General features: G+C 69.9%; 14 protein-coding genes. 3 read left to right on the plus strand and 11 right to left on the minus strand.

What is annotated here, in order from left to right; all coding sequences use genetic code 11:
* Window positions 1–55: 55 nt before the first annotated feature.
* The 8 genes from fusA to KG102_RS13495 form a co-directional block, all read right to left on the minus strand.
* On the minus strand, window positions 56–2,158 hold the full coding sequence (gene fusA / locus KG102_RS13460) for an elongation factor G (protein WP_208212240.1): 2,103 nt from the start codon (window positions 2,156–2,158) through the stop codon (window positions 56–58).
* Between the two features lie 89 nt (window positions 2,159–2,247).
* Window positions 2,248–2,718: a 30S ribosomal protein S7 gene (gene rpsG, locus KG102_RS13465; RefSeq protein ID WP_208212242.1), complete on the minus strand. Its 471-nt coding sequence runs from the start codon at window positions 2,716–2,718 to the stop codon at window positions 2,248–2,250.
* Window positions 2,718–3,089 (minus strand): 30S ribosomal protein S12, encoded by a 372-nt coding sequence (rpsL, locus tag KG102_RS13470; RefSeq protein WP_013770160.1) that lies wholly within the window; start codon window positions 3,087–3,089, stop codon window positions 2,718–2,720. Before rpsL ends, rpsG begins: the two co-directional genes overlap by 1 nt.
* A 434-nt stretch (window positions 3,090–3,523) precedes the next feature.
* The gene (locus tag KG102_RS13475) at window positions 3,524–7,393 is read right to left on the minus strand and encodes a DNA-directed RNA polymerase subunit beta' (protein ID WP_208288385.1); all 3,870 of its coding nucleotides are present in this window, start codon (window positions 7,391–7,393) and stop codon (window positions 3,524–3,526) included.
* A gap of 117 nt (window positions 7,394–7,510) precedes the next feature.
* Window positions 7,511–11,017 (minus strand): DNA-directed RNA polymerase subunit beta, encoded by a 3,507-nt coding sequence (gene rpoB / locus KG102_RS13480; RefSeq protein WP_208212245.1) that lies wholly within the window; start codon window positions 11,015–11,017, stop codon window positions 7,511–7,513.
* Window positions 11,018–11,520: 503 nt separating this feature from the next.
* On the minus strand, window positions 11,521–11,910 hold the full coding sequence (gene rplL / locus KG102_RS13485; protein WP_208212248.1) for a 50S ribosomal protein L7/L12: 390 nt from the start codon (window positions 11,908–11,910) through the stop codon (window positions 11,521–11,523).
* Between the two features lie 83 nt (window positions 11,911–11,993).
* Complete coding sequence (rplJ, locus tag KG102_RS13490; protein ID WP_208212250.1) at window positions 11,994–12,527, minus strand: 50S ribosomal protein L10; 534 nt, start codon at window positions 12,525–12,527, stop codon at window positions 11,994–11,996.
* Between the two features lie 253 nt (window positions 12,528–12,780).
* Window positions 12,781–15,381, minus strand: a complete 2,601-nt coding sequence (locus tag KG102_RS13495) for a CHAT domain-containing protein (protein ID WP_208288384.1) — start codon at window positions 15,379–15,381, stop codon at window positions 12,781–12,783.
* Window positions 15,382–15,503: 122 nt separating this feature from the next.
* On the opposite strand from KG102_RS13495, the gene KG102_RS13500 reads away from it, so the two are divergent.
* From KG102_RS13500 to KG102_RS13510, 3 genes are all read left to right on the plus strand, one after another.
* Window positions 15,504–16,910 (plus strand): S8 family peptidase, encoded by a 1,407-nt coding sequence (locus KG102_RS13500; RefSeq protein ID WP_208212254.1) that lies wholly within the window; start codon window positions 15,504–15,506, stop codon window positions 16,908–16,910.
* A gap of 67 nt (window positions 16,911–16,977) precedes the next feature.
* On the plus strand, window positions 16,978–17,607 hold the full coding sequence (locus KG102_RS13505) for an RNA polymerase sigma factor (RefSeq protein WP_208288383.1): 630 nt from the start codon (window positions 16,978–16,980) through the stop codon (window positions 17,605–17,607).
* Window positions 17,588–18,115 carry a hypothetical protein gene (locus KG102_RS13510; RefSeq protein ID WP_208212258.1) on the plus strand — a complete coding sequence of 176 codons (528 nt, stop codon included), beginning with the start codon at window positions 17,588–17,590 and terminating at the stop codon, window positions 18,113–18,115. Before KG102_RS13505 ends, KG102_RS13510 begins: the two co-directional genes overlap by 20 nt.
* A 72-nt stretch (window positions 18,116–18,187) precedes the next feature.
* On the opposite strand, the gene rplA is transcribed toward KG102_RS13510, so the two are convergent.
* From rplA to nusG, 3 genes are all read right to left on the minus strand, one after another.
* Window positions 18,188–18,904 carry a 50S ribosomal protein L1 gene (gene rplA, locus KG102_RS13515; RefSeq protein WP_208212260.1) on the minus strand — a complete coding sequence of 239 codons (717 nt, stop codon included), beginning with the start codon at window positions 18,902–18,904 and terminating at the stop codon, window positions 18,188–18,190.
* Window positions 18,905–19,016: 112 nt separating this feature from the next.
* Window positions 19,017–19,448 carry a 50S ribosomal protein L11 gene (rplK, locus tag KG102_RS13520; protein WP_208212263.1) on the minus strand — a complete coding sequence of 144 codons (432 nt, stop codon included), beginning with the start codon at window positions 19,446–19,448 and terminating at the stop codon, window positions 19,017–19,019.
* 79 nt (window positions 19,449–19,527) lie between these two features.
* Entirely contained in the window at window positions 19,528–20,358 is an 831-nt protein-coding gene (nusG, locus tag KG102_RS13525) for a transcription termination/antitermination protein NusG (RefSeq protein ID WP_208288381.1), read from the minus strand.
* Window positions 20,359–20,447: the final 89 nt, after the last annotated feature.

Below are 20,447 nucleotides of genomic sequence, written 5' to 3' on the forward strand. Positions count from 1 at the left end.
CGGCGTCCTACGGGTCGGTTTGTGTGATGGAACTACAGGTTTCGACCTGTGGGACTTACTCGCCCCGGGTCTTCTTGATGATCTCGTCGGCAACGTTCCGAGGAACCTCGGCGTAGCTGTCGAACTGCATCGAGTACACCGCGCGACCCTGGGTCTTCGACCGCAGGTCACCGACGTACCCGAACATCTCGGAGAGGGGCACCGTGGCGCGGATGACCTTCACGCCCGTTGCGTCCTCCATGGCAAGGATCATGCCGCGACGCGAGTTGATGTCGCCGATGACCTCACCCATGTACTCCTCAGGAGTACGGACCTCGACGGCCATGACCGGCTCGAGGAGAACCGGGTCCGCCTTGCGGACGGCTTCCTTGAGGATCATCGAGCCCGCGATCTTGAACGCCATCTCCGAGGAGTCGACGTCGTGCGCGGCACCGTCGAGCAGGATCGCCTTGACGCCCACGAGCGGGAAGCCCGCGAGGACGCCGAGCTGCATCGCGCTCTGGATGCCGGCGTCGACCGACGGGATGTACTCGCGCGGGATGCGGCCACCGGAGACCTTGTTCGAGAACTCGTACAGCTCGCCCTCGGCGGGGTCCAGCGGCTCGAAGGTCATCTGGACCTTCGCGTACTGGCCCGAGCCACCGGTCTGCTTCTTGTGCACGTAGTCGATCTTCTCGACCGTGCGACGGATCGTCTCGCGGTACGCGACCTGCGGCTTGCCGACGTTGGCCTCGACCTTGAACTCGCGACGCATGCGGTCCACGAGGATGTCGAGGTGGAGCTCGCCCATGCCGCCGATGACGGTCTGGCCGGTCTCCTCGTCGTGCTTGACGCGGAAGGTCGGGTCCTCCTCGGCCAGCTTCTGGATGGCCACGGAGAGCTTCTCCTGGTCACCCTTCGTCTTCGGCTCGATGGCGACGTCGATCACCGGCTCCGGGAACGTCATCGACTCGAGCACGACGGGGTGCGCCGGGTCGCTCAGGGTGTCACCGGTGGTGACGTCCTTGAGACCGATGAACGCGTAGATGTGACCCGCCGTGGCGTCGTCGACCGGGTTCTCCTTGTTGGAGTGCATCTGGAAGAGCTTCCCGATGCGCTCCTTCTTGTTCTTGGTCGAGTTGAGCACCTGGGCGCCCTGCGCCACCTTGCCCGAGTACACCCGGACGTAGGTGAGCTTGCCGAAGAACGGGTGCGAGGCGACCTTGAACGCGAGGGCCGAGAACGGCTCCGTCGCGTCGGGGTGACGCTCGACGACGAGCTCGGGGTCCTTCATGTCGTGGCCCTCGACTGCCGGGACGTCCAGAGGCGTCGGCAGGTAGTCGATGACGGCGTCGAGCATGGGCTGCACGCCCTTGTTCTTGAACGCCGAGCCGCACAGGACCGGGTACGCCGCGCTGGTGATGGTGAGCTTGCGGATGCCGCGCTTGATCTCGGCCTCCGTCAGCTCCTCGCCACCGAGGAACTTCTCGAGCAGCTCGTCGTCCGTCTCGGCGACGGCCTCGAGCAGCGCCGCGCGGTACTGGTCAGCCTTCTCGACCAGGTCCGCGGGGATGTCCTCGACCTCGTACTTCTCGCCCAGGGCGGTCTCGCCGCGCCAGACGAGGGCACGCATGGTGACCAGGTCGACGACGCCGATGAAGTCGTTCTCGGCGCCGATCGGCAGCTGGATGACCAGCGGCTTGGCCTTGAGACGGTTCACGATGGTGTCGACCGTGAAGTAGAAGTCGGCACCCAGCTTGTCCATCTTGTTGACGAAGCAGATGCGCGGGACGTCGTACTTGTCGGCCTGACGCCACACGGTCTCCGACTGCGGCTCCACGCCCTCCTTGCCGTCGAAGACGGCAACGGCACCGTCGAGGACGCGCAGCGAGCGCTCGACCTCGACCGTGAAGTCGACGTGGCCCGGGGTGTCGATGATGTTGATCTGGTTGTCGTGCCAGTAGCAGGTCGTCGCGGCGGACGTGATCGTGATGCCGCGCTCCTGCTCCTGCTCCATCCAGTCCATCGTCGACGCACCGTCGTGGGTCTCACCGATCTTGTAGTTGACCCCGGTGTAGAACAGGATCCGCTCGGTGGTCGTCGTCTTGCCGGCATCGATATGCGCCATGATGCCGATGTTGCGGACCTTCGTGAGGTCCGTCAGCACATCCAGTGCCACGTGAGTTGCCCCTTGTCGGTTGGCTTGGGTGGCGCCACCGGTCCGGCCCGAGGATCGGACCGGCGGCGCAGCGCCCGTGAGTGCCGGGATTACCAGCGGTAGTGCGCGAAGGCCTTGTTGGACTCGGCCATCTTGTGCATGTCCTCACGACGCTTCACCGCGGCACCGAGGCCGTTGGACGCGTCGAGGATCTCGTTCATGAGGCGCTCGGTCATCGTCTTCTCGCGGCGAGCGCGGGAGTAGTCGGTGAGCCAGCGCAGCGCGAGGGTGGTCTGGCGGACCGGACGCACCTCCACGGGCACCTGGTAGGTCGCACCACCGACGCGGCGCGAACGCACCTCGAGCGACGGGCGGACGTTGTCCAGCGCACGCTTGAGCACGACGACCGGGTCGCCCTGCGTCTTCTCACGGACACCCTCGAGGGCGCCGTAGACGATGTGCTCCGCGACGGACTTCTTGCCGTCGAGCAGGACCTTGTTGATCAGCTGCGTGACGACCGGGGACCCGTAGACGGGGTCGACGACGAGCGGCCGCTTCGGGGCCGGACCCTTGCGAGGCATCAGCCCACCTTCTTCGCGCCGTAGCGGCTGCGCGCCTGCTTACGGTTCTTGACGCCCTGCGTGTCGAGGGCGCCTCGGACGATCTTGTAGCGGACACCCGGGAGGTCCTTCACGCGGCCACCGCGCACGAGCACGATCGAGTGCTCCTGCAGGTTGTGACCGACACCGGGGATGTACGCGGTGACCTCGACCTGGCTCGAGAGACGGACGCGCGCGACCTTGCGGAGCGCGGAGTTCGGCTTCTTCGGGGTCGTGGTGTAGACGCGGGTGCACACACCGCGTCGCTGGGGGGAGCCCTTCAGGGCAGGCGTCTTCGACTTGTTCGTCTTCGCCTGCCGGCCCTTGCGGACCAGCTGCTGGATCGTAGGCACTACGTCTCCGTCTGTTGGATGAATCTCTGGTCGACCGGCACCCGTCGCCCTGGACGGCCGGCATGGTCGAGGATCGTCGCCCGTCGTGCGACTACCTCGGAGGTCGTACGTCCCGAACCGACCCCCGCGCCCGGGCGTGTCGCCCCGTACCTCCGCACCGCAGTCCGCAAGGTTGCCTTGGCGGAGAGACGGCGTGGTGGGGGGAACCACCCGATGCCCCGGCTGGACCATCCCCGCAAGGGGCGTCCACCGGATGCATGCGCGAGAGCCCGACGGCGCGGGCACGGTGTCCAACGTTACCCGGCACCTGCGGGGGCGTCAAAGCGATGTTGCGCACACCCCGCCGGCGGCCAGCGGATTCGTCGCCGCGGGCACTCCCCCGGACGGGCCGAAGGGCCCACCGGCGAACCGGTGGGCCCTTCGGCGTGGGTCGACTAGCGGTAGTCGCCGAAGTCGATGTCCTCGAGCGGGATCGCCTCGCCGGAGCCGAGGCCCAGGGCGGGGAAGTCGATCTCGTCGTAGCCGAAGGTCGGGTACAGCTCGGCCTTGGCCTCCTCGGTGGGCTCGACCGCGATGTTGCCGTAGCGGGGCAGACCCGTTCCGGCCGGGATGAGCTTTCCGAGGATGACGTTCTCCTTGAGGCCGAGCAGCGGGTCGGACCGACCCGACATCGCGGCCTCGGTGAGCACCCGGGTGGTCTCCTGGAAGGAGGCCGCCGACAGCCACGAGTCCGTCGCGAGCGACGCCTTCGTGATGCCCATGAGCTCCGGGCGACCCGACGCCGGCTGACCGCCCTCGGACACCGCAGCGCGGTTCGCGTCCTCGAAGCGCCCGCGCTCGGCGAGCTCGCCGGGCAGCAGGTCGGTCGTGCCGGAGTCGAGGACCGTCACGCGCCGCAGCATCTGCCGCACGATGACCTCGATGTGCTTGTCGTGGATGTCCACACCCTGGGAGGAGTAGACGACCTGCACCTCGTCGACCAGGTGCTTCTGCGTGGCACGCGGGCCGAGGATGCGCAGGACCTTCTTGGGGTCGACCGCACCCACGACGAGCTGCGTACCCACGGAGACGTGGTCGCCGTCCGAGACCAGCAGGCGCGAACGCTTGGTGATCGGGTAGGCGATCTCCTCCGAGCCGTCGTCGGGCGTCAGGACGAGACGACGCGAACGGTCGCCCTCCTCCACCGCGATGCGACCGGAGAACTCCGCGATGGGCGCCTCACCCTTGGGGGTGCGGGCCTCGAAGAGCTCCTGGACACGGGGCAGACCCTGCGTGATGTCGTCGGCCGACGCCACACCACCGGTGTGGAAGGTACGCATCGTGAGCTGCGTGCCGGGCTCACCGATCGACTGGGCCGCGATGATGCCGACGGCCTCGCCGATGTCGACGAGCTTGCCGGTGGCCAGCGAACGGCCGTAGCAGCGCGCGCACGTGCCGACGCGGGACTCGCAGGTGAGGACCGAGCGGATCTTCATCTCGGTCACGCCCGCCTCGAGGAGGCGGTCCAGCAGCACGTCGCCGACGTCGTCACCGGCGTGGCCGATGACCTCGCCGTCGATCTCGACGTCCGTCGCCAGCGTGCGCGAGTAGACGCTCGTCTCGACCTTGTCGTGACGACGCAGCGTGCCGTCCGTCCCGGGGACCCCGATCGGCATGGTCAGACCACGCTCGGTGCCGCAGTCGTCCTCGCGGACGATGACGTCCTGCGAGACGTCCACCAGACGACGGGTCAGGTAGCCCGAGTCGGCGGTCCGCAGAGCGGTGTCCGCCAGACCCTTGCGGGCACCGTGCGTCGCGATGAAGTACTCGAGGACCGACAGCCCCTCGCGGTAGTTCGACTTGATCGGGCGAGGGATGATCTCGCCCTTCGGGTTGGCGACGAGGCCACGCATACCGGCGATCTGGCGCACCTGCATCCAGTTACCGCGCGCACCCGAGCCGACCATCTTGTAGACGGTGTTCTGGCGCGGGAAGTTCTCCTGCATCGCCTTGGCGACCTTGTCGGTGGCCTGCGTCCAGATCTCGATGAGCTCCTGACGGCGCTCGTCGTCGGTGATCAGGCCCTTCTCGTACTGGCCCTGCACCTTCGCCGCGCGGCCCTCGTGCTCCTCGAGGATGGCCGCCTTGGCCGACGGAGTCGCGACGTCCGAGATGGAGATCGTGACGCCCGAACGGGTGGCCCAGCGGAAGCCGGCCTCCTTGAGCGCGTCCAGCGAGGCAGCGACCTCGACCTTGGGGTACCGCTCGGCCAGGTCGTTGACGATGACCGAGAGGCGCTTCTTGTCGACGACGCCGTTCTCGTACGGGTAGTCCACCGGGAGCAGCTCGTTGAACAGCGCGCGGCCCAGGGTGGTCTCGAACACGATGGGCTCACCCTCGGTCCAGCCCTCGGGTGCGTCCTCCTCGGTCAGGACCAGGTCGTCGAAGCGGATCTTGACGACGGCGTTCAGGTCCAGGGAACCCTGGTCGAACGCCATGATCGCCTCGGAGACCGTGCTGAACGAACGGCCGGCCCCGAGCGCCTCGTCCTTGTCGTTCGTCAGGTGGTACAGACCGATGATCATGTCCTGCGAGGGCATGGTCACCGGACGACCGTCCGACGGCTTGAGGATGTTGTTGCTCGAGAGCATGAGGATGCGGGCCTCGGCCTGCGCCTCGGCGCTCAGGGGCAGGTGGACGGCCATCTGGTCACCGTCGAAGTCCGCGTTGAACGCGGCGCAGACGAGCGGGTGCAGGTGGATCGCCTTGCCCTCGACCAGCTGGGGCTCGAACGCCTGGATACCCAGACGGTGCAGCGTGGGCGCACGGTTGAGCAGCACGGGGTGCTCGGTGATGACCTCTTCGAGGACGTCCCACACGACCGGACGGGCACGCTCGACCATGCGCTTGGCCGACTTGATGTTCTGCGCGTGGTTGAGGTCCACGAGACGCTTCATCACGAACGGCTTGAACAGCTCGAGCGCCATCTGCTTCGGCAGGCCGCACTGGTGCAGCTTGAGCTGCGGGCCGACGACGATGACCGAACGGCCCGAGTAGTCGACGCGCTTGCCGAGCAGGTTCTGACGGAACCGACCCTGCTTGCCCTTGAGCATGTCCGAGATGGACTTGAGCGGGCGGTTGCCCGGACCGGTCACCGGACGGCCACGGCGGCCGTTGTCGAACAGCGAGTCGACGGCCTCCTGCAGCATCCGCTTCTCGTTGTTGACGATGATCTCCGGCGCGCCCAGGTCGAGCAGCCGCTTGAGGCGGTTGTTCCGGTTGATCACGCGGCGGTACAGGTCGTTCAGGTCCGAGGTGGCGAACCGGCCACCGTCGAGCTGGACCATCGGACGCAGGTCCGGCGGGATGACCGGGACGGCGTCGAGCACCATGCCGGTGGGCGAGTTGGTCGTCGTGAGGAACGCGTTGACGACCTTGAGCCGCTTCAGGGCACGCGTCTTGCGCTGGCCCTTGCCGGTCTTGATGATCTCGCGCAGCGCGTCGGACTCGGCCTCGAGGTCGAACGCCTCGAGACGCTTCTGGATCGCCGCGGCGCCCATCGAGCCCTCGAAGTAGTTGCCGTACCGGTCCTGGAGCTGGCGGTAGAGCATCTCGTCGCCCTCGAGGTCTGCGACCTTGAGGTTCTTGAACCGGTCCCAGACCTGGTCCAGGCGGTCGAGCTCGGCGTCGGCGCGCTTGCGGATCTGCGCCATCTCGCGCTCGGCCGAGTCGCGCACCTTGCGGCGGGCGTCGGCCTTGGCACCCTCGGCCTCGAGCTCGGCCAGGTCGGCCTCGAGCTTGGACGCGCGGGTGTTGATGTCGTTGTCGCGGCGGTCCGAGATCTCCTTCTTCTCCAGGTCGATCCCGTTCTGGAGGTTGGGGAGGTCCTCGTGCCGGCCGTCGACGTCGACCCAGGTGATCATGTACGCCGCGAAGTAGATGACCTTCTCGAGGTCCTTCGGGGCGAGGTCGAGCAGGTAGCCGAGACGCGAGGGCACACCCTTGAAGAACCAGATGTGCGTCACGGGCGCGGCGAGCTCGATGTGGCCCATGCGCTCACGACGGACCTTCGAGCGGGTCACCTCGACGCCGCAGCGCTCGCAGATGATGCCCTTGAAGCGCACGCGCTTGTACTTGCCGCAGTAGCACTCCCAGTCCCGGGTGGGACCGAAGATCTTCTCGCAGAACAGGCCATCCTTCTCCGGCTTCAGGGTCCGGTAGTTGATGGTCTCGGGCTTCTTCACCTCGCCGTGCGACCAGGTACGGATGTCGTCGGCCGAGGCAAGGCCGATACGCAGCTCGTCGAAGACGTTGACGTCGAGCAAGGGGGGTCCTACTTCCTTCGCTTGCTGGTGTTGCACACCAGCGGAACGGAAATGTTGCTAAGGGGTGCGGGCACCCGGTCCGGCATCACGAATGTGCAGCCGGACCGGGGCTCGACGTCAGATCTCTTCGACGCTGCTGGCGTTCGGGCGCCGGGACAGGTCGATGCCGAGCTCTTCCGCGGCGCGGTAGACCTCGTCGTCGTTCTCCTTCATGTCGATGGAGACGCCGTCCGAGGAGAGCACCTCCACGTTCAGGCAGAGCGACTGCATCTCCTTGAGGAGGACCTTGAAGGACTCCGGGATGCCCGAGTCGGGGATGTTCTCCCCCTTGACGATCGCCTCGTACACCTTGACGCGGCCGGGGACGTCGTCCGACTTGATGGTGAGGAGCTCCTGCAGCGTGTAGGCGGCGCCGTACGCCTCCAGGGCCCAGACCTCCATCTCGCCGAACCGCTGGCCACCGAACTGCGCCTTACCACCCAGCGGCTGCTGCGTGATCATCGAGTACGGACCCGTGGAGCGTGCGTGGATCTTGTCGTCGACGAGGTGGTGCAGCTTCAGGATGTACATGTAGCCGACCGCGACCGGCTCGGGGAACGGCTCACCGGAGCGCCCGTCGAACAGGAACGCCTTGCCGTCGCCACCCACGGTGCGCACGCCGTCACGGTTCGGCAGCGTGGCCGAGAGCAGACCGGTGAGGGTCGTCTCCGGCACACCGTCGAACACGGGCGTCGCGACCGGGTTGCCGGCCGGCGACGACGCCGCGATGGCCGGGACGTCGTCGCGCCACGACACGTCACCCTCGGCGAGCTGGATGTCCCAGCCCTGCTTGGCCACCCAGCCGAGGTGCGTCTCGAGGACCTGGCCGACGTTCATGCGGCCGGGGACACCGAGCGGGTTGAGGACGACGTCGACCGCGGTCCCGTCGGCGAGGAACGGCATGTCCTCGACCGGCAGGATCTTGGAGATGACGCCCTTGTTGCCGTGACGACCGGCGAGCTTGTCGCCGTCCGTGATCTTGCGGCGCTGCGCGATGTAGACCCGGACCAGCTCGTTGACACCGGCCGGCAGCTCGTCGCCGTCGTCGCGGTTGAACGTGCGGACCTCGATCACCGTGCCGGACTCGCCGTGCGGGACCTTGAGCGACGTGTCGCGGACCTCGCGCGCCTTCTCACCGAAGATCGCGCGGAGCAGGCGCTCCTCCGGGGTCAGCTCGGTCTCGCCCTTGGGCGTGACCTTGCCGACCAGGATGTCGCCGGCGCCGACCTCGGCGCCGATGCGGATGATCCCGCGCTCGTCCAGGTCCGCGAGGACCTCCTCGGAGACGTTCGGGATGTCCCGCGTGATCTCCTCCGGGCCGAGCTTGGTGTCGCGCGCGTCGACCTCGTGCTCCTCGATGTGGATCGAGGAGAGCACGTCGTCCTGCACGAGGCGCTGCGACAGGATGATCGCGTCCTCGTAGTTGTGGCCCTCCCAGGACATGAACGCGACCAGGAGGTTGCGGCCGAGCGCGAGCTCGCCCTCGTCCGTGGCCGGCCCGTCGGCGAGCACCGAGTTGACCTCGACGCGGGCGCCGGTGTCGACCAGCACGCGCTGGTTGTAGGAGGTGCCCTGGTTGGAGCGACGGAACTTGGCGACGCGGTAGGTCGACGTGGTGGCGTCGTCGTTGGCGACGACGATCATGTCGGCCGACACCTCGGTGACGACACCCGGCTTCGTCGCGACGATGACGTCGCCCGCGTCGATGGCCGCACGACGCTCCATGCCGGTACCCACGAGCGGGGCCTCGGAACGGACCAGCGGGACGGCCTGGCGCTGCATGTTGGCACCCATGAGGGCGCGGTTGGCGTCGTCGTGCTCGAGGAACGGGATCAGGGCCGTGGCCACCGACACCATCTGGCGCGGGGAGACGTCCATGTAGTCGACGGCCTCGCCGGCGACGTACTCGATCTCACCACCCTTGACGCGGACCAGGACGCGGTCCTCCTCGAAGGCACCGTTCGCCTTGAGCGGGGCGTTCGCCTGCGCGATGACGTGGCGGTCCTCGTCGTCGGCGGTCAGGTAGTGGACCTCGTCCGAGACCTTGCCCTTGATGACCTTGCGGTACGGCGTCTCGACGAAGCCGAACGGGTTGATCCGCCCGTACGTGGCGAGCGAGCCGATGAGGCCGATGTTCGGGCCCTCAGGGGTCTCGATCGGGCACATGCGGCCGTAGTGCGACGGGTGGACGTCACGGACCTCCATGCCGGCGCGGTCGCGGGACAGACCACCCGGGCCCAGCGCGGACAGGCGACGCTTGTGCGTCAGGCCCGCGAGGGGGTTGTTCTGGTCCATGAACTGCGACAGCTGCGACGTGCCGAAGAACTCCTTGATCGACGCCACCACGGGGCGGATGTTGATCAGGGTCTGCGGCGTGATCGCCTCGACGTCCTGCGTCGTCATGCGCTCGCGCACGACGCGCTCCATCCGCGACAGGCCCGTGCGGACCTGGTTCTGGATGAGCTCGCCGACCGCGCGGATGCGACGGTTGCCGAAGTGGTCGATGTCGTCGGGCTCGACGCGGATCTCGACGGCCTCACCGGCACGCGTGCCCGGCAGGGTCGGGAGGTCGATGTGCAGCGACGCGAGGTACTTGATGGTGGCGACGACGTCGTCACGCGAGAGCACCGAGTCGGCCAGCGGGACGTCGAGACCGAGCTTCTTGTTCAGCTTGTAGCGGCCGACCTTCGCGAGGTCGTAGCGCTTCGGGTTGAAGTAGAAGTTCTCGATCAGCGCGCGACCGGCCTCCACCGTGGGCGGCTCGCCCGGGCGGATCTTGCGGTAGAGGTCGAGCAGCGCCTCGTCCTGGGTCTGGACGTGGTCCTTGTCCAGGGTGTCGATGACGGCCGGGTAGTTGGCGAACTCCTCGCGGATCTCGGCGTCGGTCATGCCGAGCGCCTTGAGCAGCACGGTGGCGTTCTGCTTGCGCTTGCGGTCGACGCGCACGCCGACGTTGTCGCGCTTGTCGATCTCGAACTCGAGCCACGCGCCGCGGCTCGGGATGACCTTGGCGGTCAGCACGTCCTTGTCGGACGTCTTGTCGGCCGTGCGCTCGAAGTAGACCCCGGGGGAACGGACGAGCTGCGAGACGACGACGCGCTCGGTGCCGTTGATGATGAACGTGCCGCGCTCGGTCATGAGCGGGAAGTCGCCCATGAACACCGTCTGGCTCTTGATCTCACCGGTGGTGTAGTTGACGAACTCCGCCGTGACGAACAGCGGGGCGGCGAAGGTGAAGTCCTTCTCCTTGCACTCCTCGGCCGTGTACTTCGGCGGCTCGAAGCGGTGCTCGCGGAACGACAGCGACATGGATCCGCCGAAGTCCTCGATGGGCGAGATCTCCTCGAAGATCTCCTCGAGACCAGCGGTCTCGGGTACGTCCTGCCGACCGGACTCGAGGGCCTTGGCCACCCGGGCCTGCCACTTCTCGTTGCCGAGCAGCCAGTCGAAGCTCTCCGTCTGCAGACCGAGCAGGTCCGGGACCTCGAGCGGCTCGTGGATCTTGGCGAAGGAGATGCGGCGAGAGGCGGTGCGGTTCGCGATGGCGTCGGCGGTCGGAGCAGAAGGGGTGCGCGAGGCAGCCAAAAGAGGGGTCCTTCCCAGCGGATCGAGTGCACGCTGCACAGGTCCTGGCTAAGCGCGATCCCCCGGCCGGCGAGCCCCACGACGTCGTGCATTGACGACGAAGGCGGGCTCGGGTTATACGGGATCGCGGGCACAGGCCAGCGCAAAGCGATAGCATACTCGGCCGCGGCGGCAAAGTCCACCCGCCATCGACACCCCCTGGCGCCACCCCGACGTGCAGGTGACGGACCCTGAAGGCGTCCGGTACGAGCGGGCGGCTCCGCCCGCACGGCGACGACGTTGTCGCCGCGCACATGGTGGCACACGTGGCGGACGCGCGAAAGCCCGCGGCCGTCCGGACCCCCGTCCGGCCCTACGCGCGGCAGGGCACGGCGGATACAGCCGGGCGCCTGCTCGGACGCCGGGACGCGACGGAGCCCGCGTCCCTCAGCGGGACGCGGGCTCCGTCGAATCGTGCAGCTACCTCCGTGCGGTCGGCGGACCGGCCGGCACGGAGGCCGCGATCACTTGAGGGTGACCGTGGCGCCGGCGGCCTCGAGGGTCGCCTTGGCCTTCTCGGCGGCCTCCTTGGTGACACCCTCCAGGACAGCCTTGGGGGCGGCGTCGACGACGTCCTTGGCCTCCTTCAGGCCGAGGGACGTCAGGACGCGCACCTCCTTGATGACCTGGATCTTCTTCTCGCCGGCGGCCTCGAGAACGACGTCGAACGAGTCCTTCTCCTCCTCGACCTCGGCCTCGGCAGCGCCACCGGCGCCGGCGGGGGCCGCAACGGCGACGGGAGCGGCAGCGGTGACCTCGAAGGTCTCCTCGAACGCCTTCACGAACTCGGAGAGCTCGATGAGGGAGAGCTCCTTGAACGCGTCGATGAGCTCGGTGGTGGTGAGCTTCGCCATGGTGGCGGTTCCTTCCGTTCGATGCCCGCGGGGCCGGTTCGGCCCGTGCGGACGGGGGCTTGTGAGCGCCTGTGCCGGATGGCTCAGGCAGCGACCTCGGCCGACTCCTCGTGCTTGAGGCGCAGAGCGTCGATGGTGCGAACGGCCTGTGCGGCAGGCGCCGTGAACAGGTACGCCGCCTGGTACAGCGACGCCTTGAACACGCCGGCAGCCTTGGCCAGCAGCACCTCGCGGGACTCGAGGTCCGCGAGCTTGGTGACGTCCGCAGCGGTCAGGGCGCGTCCGTCGAGGACACCGCCCTTGATGACCAGTGCGGGGTTCGCCTTGGCGAAGTCACGCAGTCCCTTGGCGGCCTCGACCGGGTCACCGGAGACGAAGGCGATCGCCGACGGGCCCGTGAGCGCGTCGTCGAGGCCTTCGAGGCCGGCATCCTTGGCCGCGATCGCGGTCAGCGTGTTCTTCACCACGGCATAGGTTGCGTTGCCGCTGAGCGCCTTGCGCAGCTTCTTGAGCTGAGCAACGGTGAGCCCGCGGTACTCGGTCAGCACGGCTGCGTTCGAGTCACGGAACAGGTCCGTGAGCTCTGCGACAGCGGCTGCCTTGTCCGGCCTCGCCATGGCAATCCTTCCGATGGTGGTGCCACCGGTCGTCACGCCCCACAAACGAAAGAGCCCCGCGCAGGCGCGGGGCTCGTCAGGCGGATCGGCACAGGCCGAACCATCCGGGAACTCTCACCTGCGCTGGCCTCCGCTGCTGCGGGACTTCGGGCGATCGGGCGTGAGCACTGCGTGCGCACGACACGGTCGACGACCGGCGGTCTTTGGGTCCTCCCAAGGTACGGCACCGGGCGGCGCCGACCAAATCGGCTCCTCAGGCCGCCCCGTGGGCGCTGAACGTGCACCAGTTGACGAAGCCCTCGGGGCTGTCGCGGTCGATCCGGCCGCGGGCCTCGTGCAGCGCCCGCGCGAGGGTCAGGCCGCGCCGGACCCCTCGGTGCAGCTCGAGCATGAGGTCGACCGCCGCGACGTCGGGCACGGCCGCGATGCTGGCGACGGCGCCCGCGGTCCCCTGGGCCAGCATGGCGCTCACGAAACCGAGCACCTCGTCCCCCGCGTACGCCACGTCGGCCCCCGCGTGGCACGACGCGAGCACCAGCCGGTGGGGCGCGACGCCCGCGCCGTGCAGCTCCTGGACGGTCACCGGCCCGTCCGCCAGGCGGAGCGAGGAGAACATCGGGTTGTCCGCACGGGGTGAGCCGTGGCAGGCGAGGTGGGCGAGGTCCGCGTCCGCCAGGGCGGTGAGCACGTCCTGCGCGCGCGCGTGCTCGCCGGACAGGACCCGGGCACCGGCGTGGACCGCGCGGAGCGCCTCGACCTCCTCGCGCGCCCCGGCGAGGTCCGGCCCGGCGACCAGGACGGTGCCGCCCTCACCCGCCCGCGCCTGAGCCGACCTGCGCGTGCGGACCCAGAACGTGGCGGACGGCGCCTGCGCGAGCGGGCCGTCGTGCAGGCACGACCACGGCACCCCGTGCAGGAGGCCGACGGGGACGACGACCAGCTCGTCCCGGGGGTCGACCCCGAGCGGCGCGACCAGCAGGGCGCGCAGCCGGGCGATGCGCAGGTCGGCGCTGATCCGGGCGGCCTCGGCGGCGGTGCTGCCGCGGGGGTTGGCCAGCCGGCGCAGCGCGAACAGCAGCGGGCGCAGCTCGGCGGCGATGTCCTCCACCGGGCCGAGCTCGACGATCCTCGCCCGGCGCGGCTCGACGACGACCGCGACCAGCCGACCAGCGAACCGCCCGAACTCCACGAGCGTCCGCCCGTCCAGCGCAGCCCGGGTGGCGGCGATGCCCGGCACCTGGGGCAGCGCCACCATCGCCGGAACGCCGTCGTGCCCGAGCGACCAGTCGACCACCGGCACGCGCACGTCGGCGCCCCGCGGTGAGGCCGCAGCGGCGCGCACGGCCTCGGGCGGTCCCGACGTCGCCGCAGGGAGCCGGTCGGCGAGCGGGACGTCCGAGAAGGGCAGCCGAGTGCTCAGCGCCGCCGCGCGGGTGCGCTCCATCCAGGCGAGCGTCCGCGCGGGCGACGCCTCGGCCAGCACCACACCCAGCCCGATCTCCCCGAGCTCGGCTCCGTGCCCCGACGCGAGCGCCCGCAGCTCGATGGTCGGCAGGGCCGACCGGTGCACGGCCAGGTCCCGCAGGCCGGCCCTGCACTCGGCGAGCACGGCGGCCGGGCGGCCCGCGGCCCGCTCGGCCAGGGCCCCCGCGAGCCGGCCGCGCAGCCGCACGAGCACCTGCCCGCGCCCGGCGAGCGCCCGCGCGCGGGTCAGCGCGGGCATCGCGGACCGCGGGCGGGACAGGTCCAGAGCCACCCGTCCCGCCACGAGGTACGCCTCCACGGCACTGTGCAGGTCGCCGGAGCCCTCCAGCCGAGCGGCGGCGCGCCGCGCGACGGCGAGCTGCTCGAGCCCGGCCGTCCCCGCCTGCAGCCGCGCCTCGACGCCGATCAGCTGCGCCCTGGCCGCCCACGTGGCCCGGTGCTGCTGCCGGGCGGCACGAGCGGCCTCGTCCGCGAGCTCCCCGGCCTCCTCGTGGCGCTCGGTCAGCAGCCGGATCCGGGCGAGCCGCAGCTGCGCCTCCGTGAGCATCAGGCCCAGGCCCGCCGCCGCCAGCTCGTCGACCGCCCGCGCGGCCGCGGCGGCCGCCTCGGGCAGCAGCCGCAGGTCGGTCATCGCGTCGGCGTACTCGGTGTAGTACTCCCCCAGCGGGATGCCGGCGTCGAGGTAGGCGCGGGCGGACCGCTCGAAGTCGGCCATGCCCTCCTGCAGGCGCCCCGCGCGGACCGCGATCCAGGCGCGGGTCTGCACCAGCGGAGCCTCGAGCGTGGGTACCTGGGAGGTCGCGAGCGCGACCGCGGCCTCGGCCGTCCTGATCGCCTCCTCGTACTCGCCCCGCTCGGCCAGCACGAGCGCCAGGTTGTTGGTCGCGATCGCCGCCGACCGCGGCTCCAGCCCTCCCGCCGCGAGCAGCGACCGGTAGCGCTGCTCCGACTCCTCGAGCCGCCCGGCATGCTGCTCCACGATCGCGAGCGAGAGCCCGACGCGTCCGAGGAACCGGGCCCGCTCCGCCGGCTGGACCTCCGGCGCCCGGCTCATCGCGACGATCGCGGCGTCCAGGTCCCGGGCCGCGGCGCGGGCGTCACCGAGGTCGTGCAGGACCGAGGCGCGGCTGGCGAGCACCCGCGCGGCGACGTCCCACACGCTGTGCCGGCGGGTGATCCGGACGGCCTCGTCGAGGAGGGGACGCGCGGACGAATCGTCCCACCGCGCCCGAAATGTCGCAGCCAGCAGCCGTAGGCTCAGACCGAGCAGCTCGGGGTCCTTGCGGGTGCGCGCCACCGTCACGACGGCCTGCGCCTGGGGCTCCACGGACCGCGGGTCGACGTCGACCGCGTCCATCAACGAGCTCACATGTATCAGGAGGTCGGCTCGGGCCTCTGGTAAGGCGTAGGGCTCGTCGTTCGGCGCTGATGGCTCGACGCCGGGGCCGGACGGGCACATCTTTCGGAGTCTAGGCCGACCAAGGAGCGCATGTGAGTACGTCATCCGAGGAACCGCGTACGCCCGGACGACCGTTCGGACGCGACTACCGGTCAGGAGCCGCGGTCGAGCCCGTCCCCGCGCGCGTGCGGCAGCGCGTGCAGCGCCAGGTCGACGAGCTGGCGCAGCGTCGCACCGACGCCGGCCTGCGCCGCCGCCTGAACACGGCCGTCCAGGAGCGGTGGAGCCTGCGGCACGCCAGCCGGCTGGACGTCGTCGTCAAGGACAACGGGCTCGAGACGATGGTGGTGACCGGCGAGATCCTGGTGACCGAGTCGTCCTGGCAGGACCGCGGTGTGCGGACGTACGTGCAGCGCCGGGGCCTGGCCGAGGCCGAGCTCGGCTGCGTCGACCTGGAGAGCCGCCTGGTCCGCCTGGTGAGCACCGTGCCGACCACGACCGAGCACCTCGAGGACACGGTCGGTGAGCTGCGCGCGCGAGGCTTCGCCGCCTCGCTCACGCACGTCGCCCCGCTGGGCCCCATCGTCAAACCGTTCAGCGGGGTCGCCGTCCCGACGATCGGCGACTTCGGCTCGTACGGCCCCTACGCGACGGGCGACGGGGACGGCGCCCGGGTGGCCGTCATCGACACGGGCATCGACCCCACGCCGCGCGGCGACGGCTGGCTGACGGGCATCCCGCGGATCGCCCAGGACGATCCCGCGACGCACGCGGTCGACATCAACGTCGACCCGCTCGACGCCGATCCCCTGGACGGGTTCCTCGACTTCTCCGCCGGGCACGGCACGTTCGTCAGCGGCGTCATCGCCCAGGTGGCGCCCACGGCCGACATCTCCATGTACCGGGCGCTGGGGACGGGCGGGACCGGCAGCGAGATCGACGTCGCGTGCGCGCTCGTCCGGGCGGTGCGCGACGGCGCCCAGGTGGTCAACCTGTCGCTCGGCACGCAGACGCAGTTCGACCAGCCGTCCCTCGCCATGGCGGCGGCGCTCGACGTCGTCGGTGAGATCGAGCGGGAGCGCGGCGAGCACGCCCTGATCGTGGCGGCCGCCGGCAACTTCGGTGACACGACGCCGACCTGGCCCGCCGCGTTCCGGCGCGTGGTCTCGGTGGGGGCCCTGACCGCTGACCTGCGCCCGAGCGCGTTCTCGAGTCACGGCTGGTGGGTGGACTGCTCGGCGGTCGGGGAGGGTGTGCTGTCCACGTACGTGGAGGGCGAGCAGTCCCCCGACTTCACCGAGGACCCCGAGACGTTCCCCGCGGACTCGTTCTCGCGCTGGAGCGGGACGTCGTTCGCGGCACCGCAGGTGGCGGGCGCCGTGGCACGCCTCATGCAGGACCGGGGACTGTCGGCACGCCAGGCCTATGTCGAGCTCCTGGCGACCGGCCGCCCCATGCCGGACTTCGGCCAGACGTTCGAGATCCTGCCGGGGGTCTGACGTGCTGGGCACAGTCGCCGCCGCGCGACATGATGGCATCCGAGTCGCAGGTCGAAGGGATGCGGACATGGACGACGAGGATCCGTACCGCCGGTGGGACGCCCCCGCCCTCGTGCAGGGCGCCCTGGACGGTGACTCGAGGTCGTGGGGGGAGATCGTCCGTCGGCACACCCCCGCCGTCGTGGCGCGGGTGCGCCAGTTCCGCCTCACGCCCGACCAGGCCGAGGACGTCGCACAGACCGTGTGGCTCAACCTGCTGGAGAACCTCGACAAGCTCCGCGACCCGCACGCGCTGCCCGGGTGGATCGCCACCACCGCACGCCACGAGTGCATCCGGGTCACCAACCTGAACCGGCGGACCGTGCCCGTCGACCCGCAGGGCGGGCGGCTGGACGGTGTGTCCGACTCGGACCTGGACGCGCGGATGCTCGCGGTCGAGCGCGAGCAGGCGCTGCGTGAGGGGCTGGCCGAGCTGCCGGCCCACCAGCGCGAGATCCTGCTCCTGCTCGCCGTCGACCCTCCCCTCAGCTACGCGGAGATCGCCGAGCGGCTCGGGGTACCCGTCGGCTCGATCGGCCCCACCCGGGGTCGTGGACTAGCGCGCCTGCGTCAGACGGCCGCGATCAAGAAGTACGTGCGGGCCTGGTCGGCCGCCACGGCAGACGAAGGAGGACGCGATGTCCTGGCACTCGGATGACCGCGCCCACACCCCCGGACCGCGCGGCGACTCACCCTGGCCCGACGACGAGGCGCTCGGCGCCGAGCTGGTCGCGGCCCTCGCCGAGGCGGAGACCTACGACCGGGTCGTCGCCAGCGCCGAGACGGCGTTCCACGCACACCGCGGCATGATCGAGGCGCGTTCCGGCCTCGAGCTGGACCTGCTCCTGCTCGAGCTCGTCTACGACTCGCAGGCGCTCGATGCGCCCGTCGGCGTCCGCGACCGGTCGGGCGGGTCGTCGCGGACCCTCGTCTTCGAGGGGCGCGACCTCGGCGTCGAGGTGGAGGTGGAGCCGACGTCGATCGAGGGCCAGCTGCTGCCCGCGACGCGGGGGCGCGTCACGTTGCGCACCCCGGAGCGGAACGTCGCCACGATCGACACGGACGACGTCGGGTACTTCCGTTTCGACGTCCGCCCGGACGGGCCGCTGCAGCTCGAGTGCGTGAGCGCCGGCGGCACGTGCGTCACCCAGTGGCTGCCGTTCTAGCCACCCCGCACGTAGGACGACGAAGGCCCGGTCCGCAGGGGGGACCGGGCCTTCGTCGTGCGGACGCTACCGTCAGGCGGCGTCGTCCTCGAGCAGGTTCCTCGTCTTGTTCTGGTCGACGAGGATGCCGGGGCCGTTCGTCGTCGAGACGGTCGCCTTCGCGATGTAGCGGCCCTTCGACGCGGACGGCTTCAGACGCAGGATCTCGTCCAGCGCGGCGGCGTAGTTCTCCACGAGCGCGGTGTCGCTGAACGACGTCTTGCCGATGATGAAGTGCAGGTTCGCGTGACGGTCCACGCGGAACTCGATCTTGCCGCCCTTGATGTCGGACACGGCCTTGGCCACGTCCATCGTCACGGTGCCGGTCTTCGGGTTCGGCATGAGACCACGCGGGCCCAGGACCTTGCCCAGTCGACCGACCTTGCCCATGAGGTCCGGCGTCGCGACGGCGGAGTCGAAGTCGGTGTAACCGGCCGCGACCTTCTCGATGAGCTCGTCGCCACCGACCTCGTCGGCGCCGGCCGCGCGGGCCTGCTCGGCACGCTCGCCCGTCGCGAAGACGATGACGCGAGCCGTCTTGCCGGTGCCGTGCGGCAGGTTGACCGTGCCACGGACCATCTGGTCCGCCTTGCGCGGGTCGACACCGAGGCGGAAGGCGACCTCGACGGTCGCGTCGTACTTGGTGGTCGACGTCGCCTGCGCGAGCCGGACGGCCTCGAGGGGCGTGTAGAGGTGCCCCTCCTCGATCTTCTCGACCGCGGCGCGGTACGCCTTGCTGTGCTTAGCCATCTGCTTGTTCTCCTTCAGCAGTCGTGGTCCATCGGGCCGCACCGGCCCTGCCACACATTCGTCAGCCGGCTGAGGTCAGCCGCCTGTTCGTGCTGTTCGAGCCGAGCTGCGCTCAGCCCTCGACCTTGATGCCCATCGAGCGGGCCGTGCCCGCGATGATCTTCTCCGCCGCCGCGAGGTCGTTCGCGTTGAGATCCTCGAGCTTGGTGCTCGCGATCTCGCTGATCTGCGCGTTGGTCAGCGTGGCGACCTTGACGGTGTGCGGGGTCGGGGAACCCTTGGCCACACCGGCGGCCTTCTTGATCAGCTCGGCGGCCGGCGGCGTCTTGGTGATGAAGGTGAACGAGCGGTCCTCGTAGACCGTGATCTCCACGGGGATGACGTTGCCGCGCTGCGCCTCGGTGGCCGCGTTGTACGCCTTGCAGAACTCCATGATGTTGACGCCGTGCTGACCCAGCGCCGGACCGATCGGCGGCGCGGGGGTGGCGGCGCCGGCCTTGATCTGGAGCTTGATCAGGCCGGTGACCTTCTTCTTCGGGGGCATAGCAGCTTCCGTTCGTGTCGTGGGCCGACGCCGTGGGCGATGACCCGGTTGCAGGACCCCGGAGTCCCGGGGCGTCCAGTCAGATCTTGGCGACCTGGCTGAAGGACAGCTCGACCGGGGTCTCCCGGCCGAAGATGGAGACGAGGACCTTGAGCTTCTGGTTCTCGGCGTTGATCTCGGAGATCGTCGCGGGCAGCGTGTCGAACGGGCCGTCGGTGACGGTGACCGACTCGCCGATCGTGAAGTCGACCTTGATCTGCGACGCGGCCTTGGCGGCGCCGGCGGCCGTGGTCGGCTGCTTCGGCTCCAGCGACGGCGCCAGCATCGAGAAGACCTCGTCGAGCGTGAGCGGGACGGGCTGGTGCGTGTGGCCGACGAAGCCGGTGACACCCGGCGTGTGCCGGACGGCGCCCCAGGACTCGTCGGTCAGGTCCATGCGGACGAGGACGTAGCCGGGGATCCGCACGCGCTTGACGACCTTGCGCTGCGCGTTCTTGATCTCCACGACCTCCTCCATGGGGACCTCCACCTGGTAGATGAAGTCCTCCATGTTGAGGCTCTGGCGACGGTTCTCGAGGTTCGCCTTCACACGGTTCTCGTACCCGGCGTAGGAGTGGATGACGTACCAGTCACCGAGCTGGCTGCGCAGCTGCGCACGGAACGCGGCGATCGGGTCGTCGTCGACGTCCGGCTCGGCGTCCTCGACGTCCGGCTCGGCGTCGTCGGTCTCGTCAGCGGCCGGCTCGGCACCCGCGTCTGCCGGCTCGTCGCTCTCGGTGGCTGCGGCGTCGTCGGACGTGACGTCGTCGACGTCATCGACGGGCGACGTCTCGACGGCCTCGACCGACGCGATGGCGTCCTCGAGCTCCGCCTCGGCGGCCGTCGTGGGCTCCTGCGACTCCTGCGACACGTGCGAACCTGCTTTCTCCTGCGTGTGCGCCCCGGCGGACCGGCGCGGTGGGTGCTCGACCCGGGTGGGGCGACTACCTGGCTGTCGGG

Source organism: Cellulomonas fengjieae, assembly GCF_018388465.1.
GTDB lineage: Bacteria > Actinomycetota > Actinomycetes > Actinomycetales > Cellulomonadaceae > Cellulomonas > Cellulomonas fengjieae.

Excerpts from the sequence above, each read along its gene's own strand:
- KG102_RS13510 (WP_208212258.1), top strand. The coding sequence starts at position 17,588 with ATGTCCTGGCACTCGGATGACCGCGCCCACACCCCCGGACCGCGCGGC.
- rplA (WP_208212260.1), bottom strand. The coding sequence starts at position 18,904 with ATGGCTAAGCACAGCAAGGCGTACCGCGCCGCGGTCGAGAAGATCGAG.
- KG102_RS13505 (WP_208288383.1), top strand. The coding sequence starts at position 16,978 with ATGGACGACGAGGATCCGTACCGCCGGTGGGACGCCCCCGCCCTCGTG.
- rplJ (WP_208212250.1), bottom strand. The coding sequence starts at position 12,527 with ATGGCGAGGCCGGACAAGGCAGCCGCTGTCGCAGAGCTCACGGACCTG.
- rplL (WP_208212248.1), bottom strand. The coding sequence starts at position 11,910 with ATGGCGAAGCTCACCACCACCGAGCTCATCGACGCGTTCAAGGAGCTC.
- rpsG (WP_208212242.1), bottom strand. The coding sequence starts at position 2,718 with ATGCCTCGCAAGGGTCCGGCCCCGAAGCGGCCGCTCGTCGTCGACCCC.
- rplK (WP_208212263.1), bottom strand. The coding sequence starts at position 19,448 with ATGCCCCCGAAGAAGAAGGTCACCGGCCTGATCAAGCTCCAGATCAAG.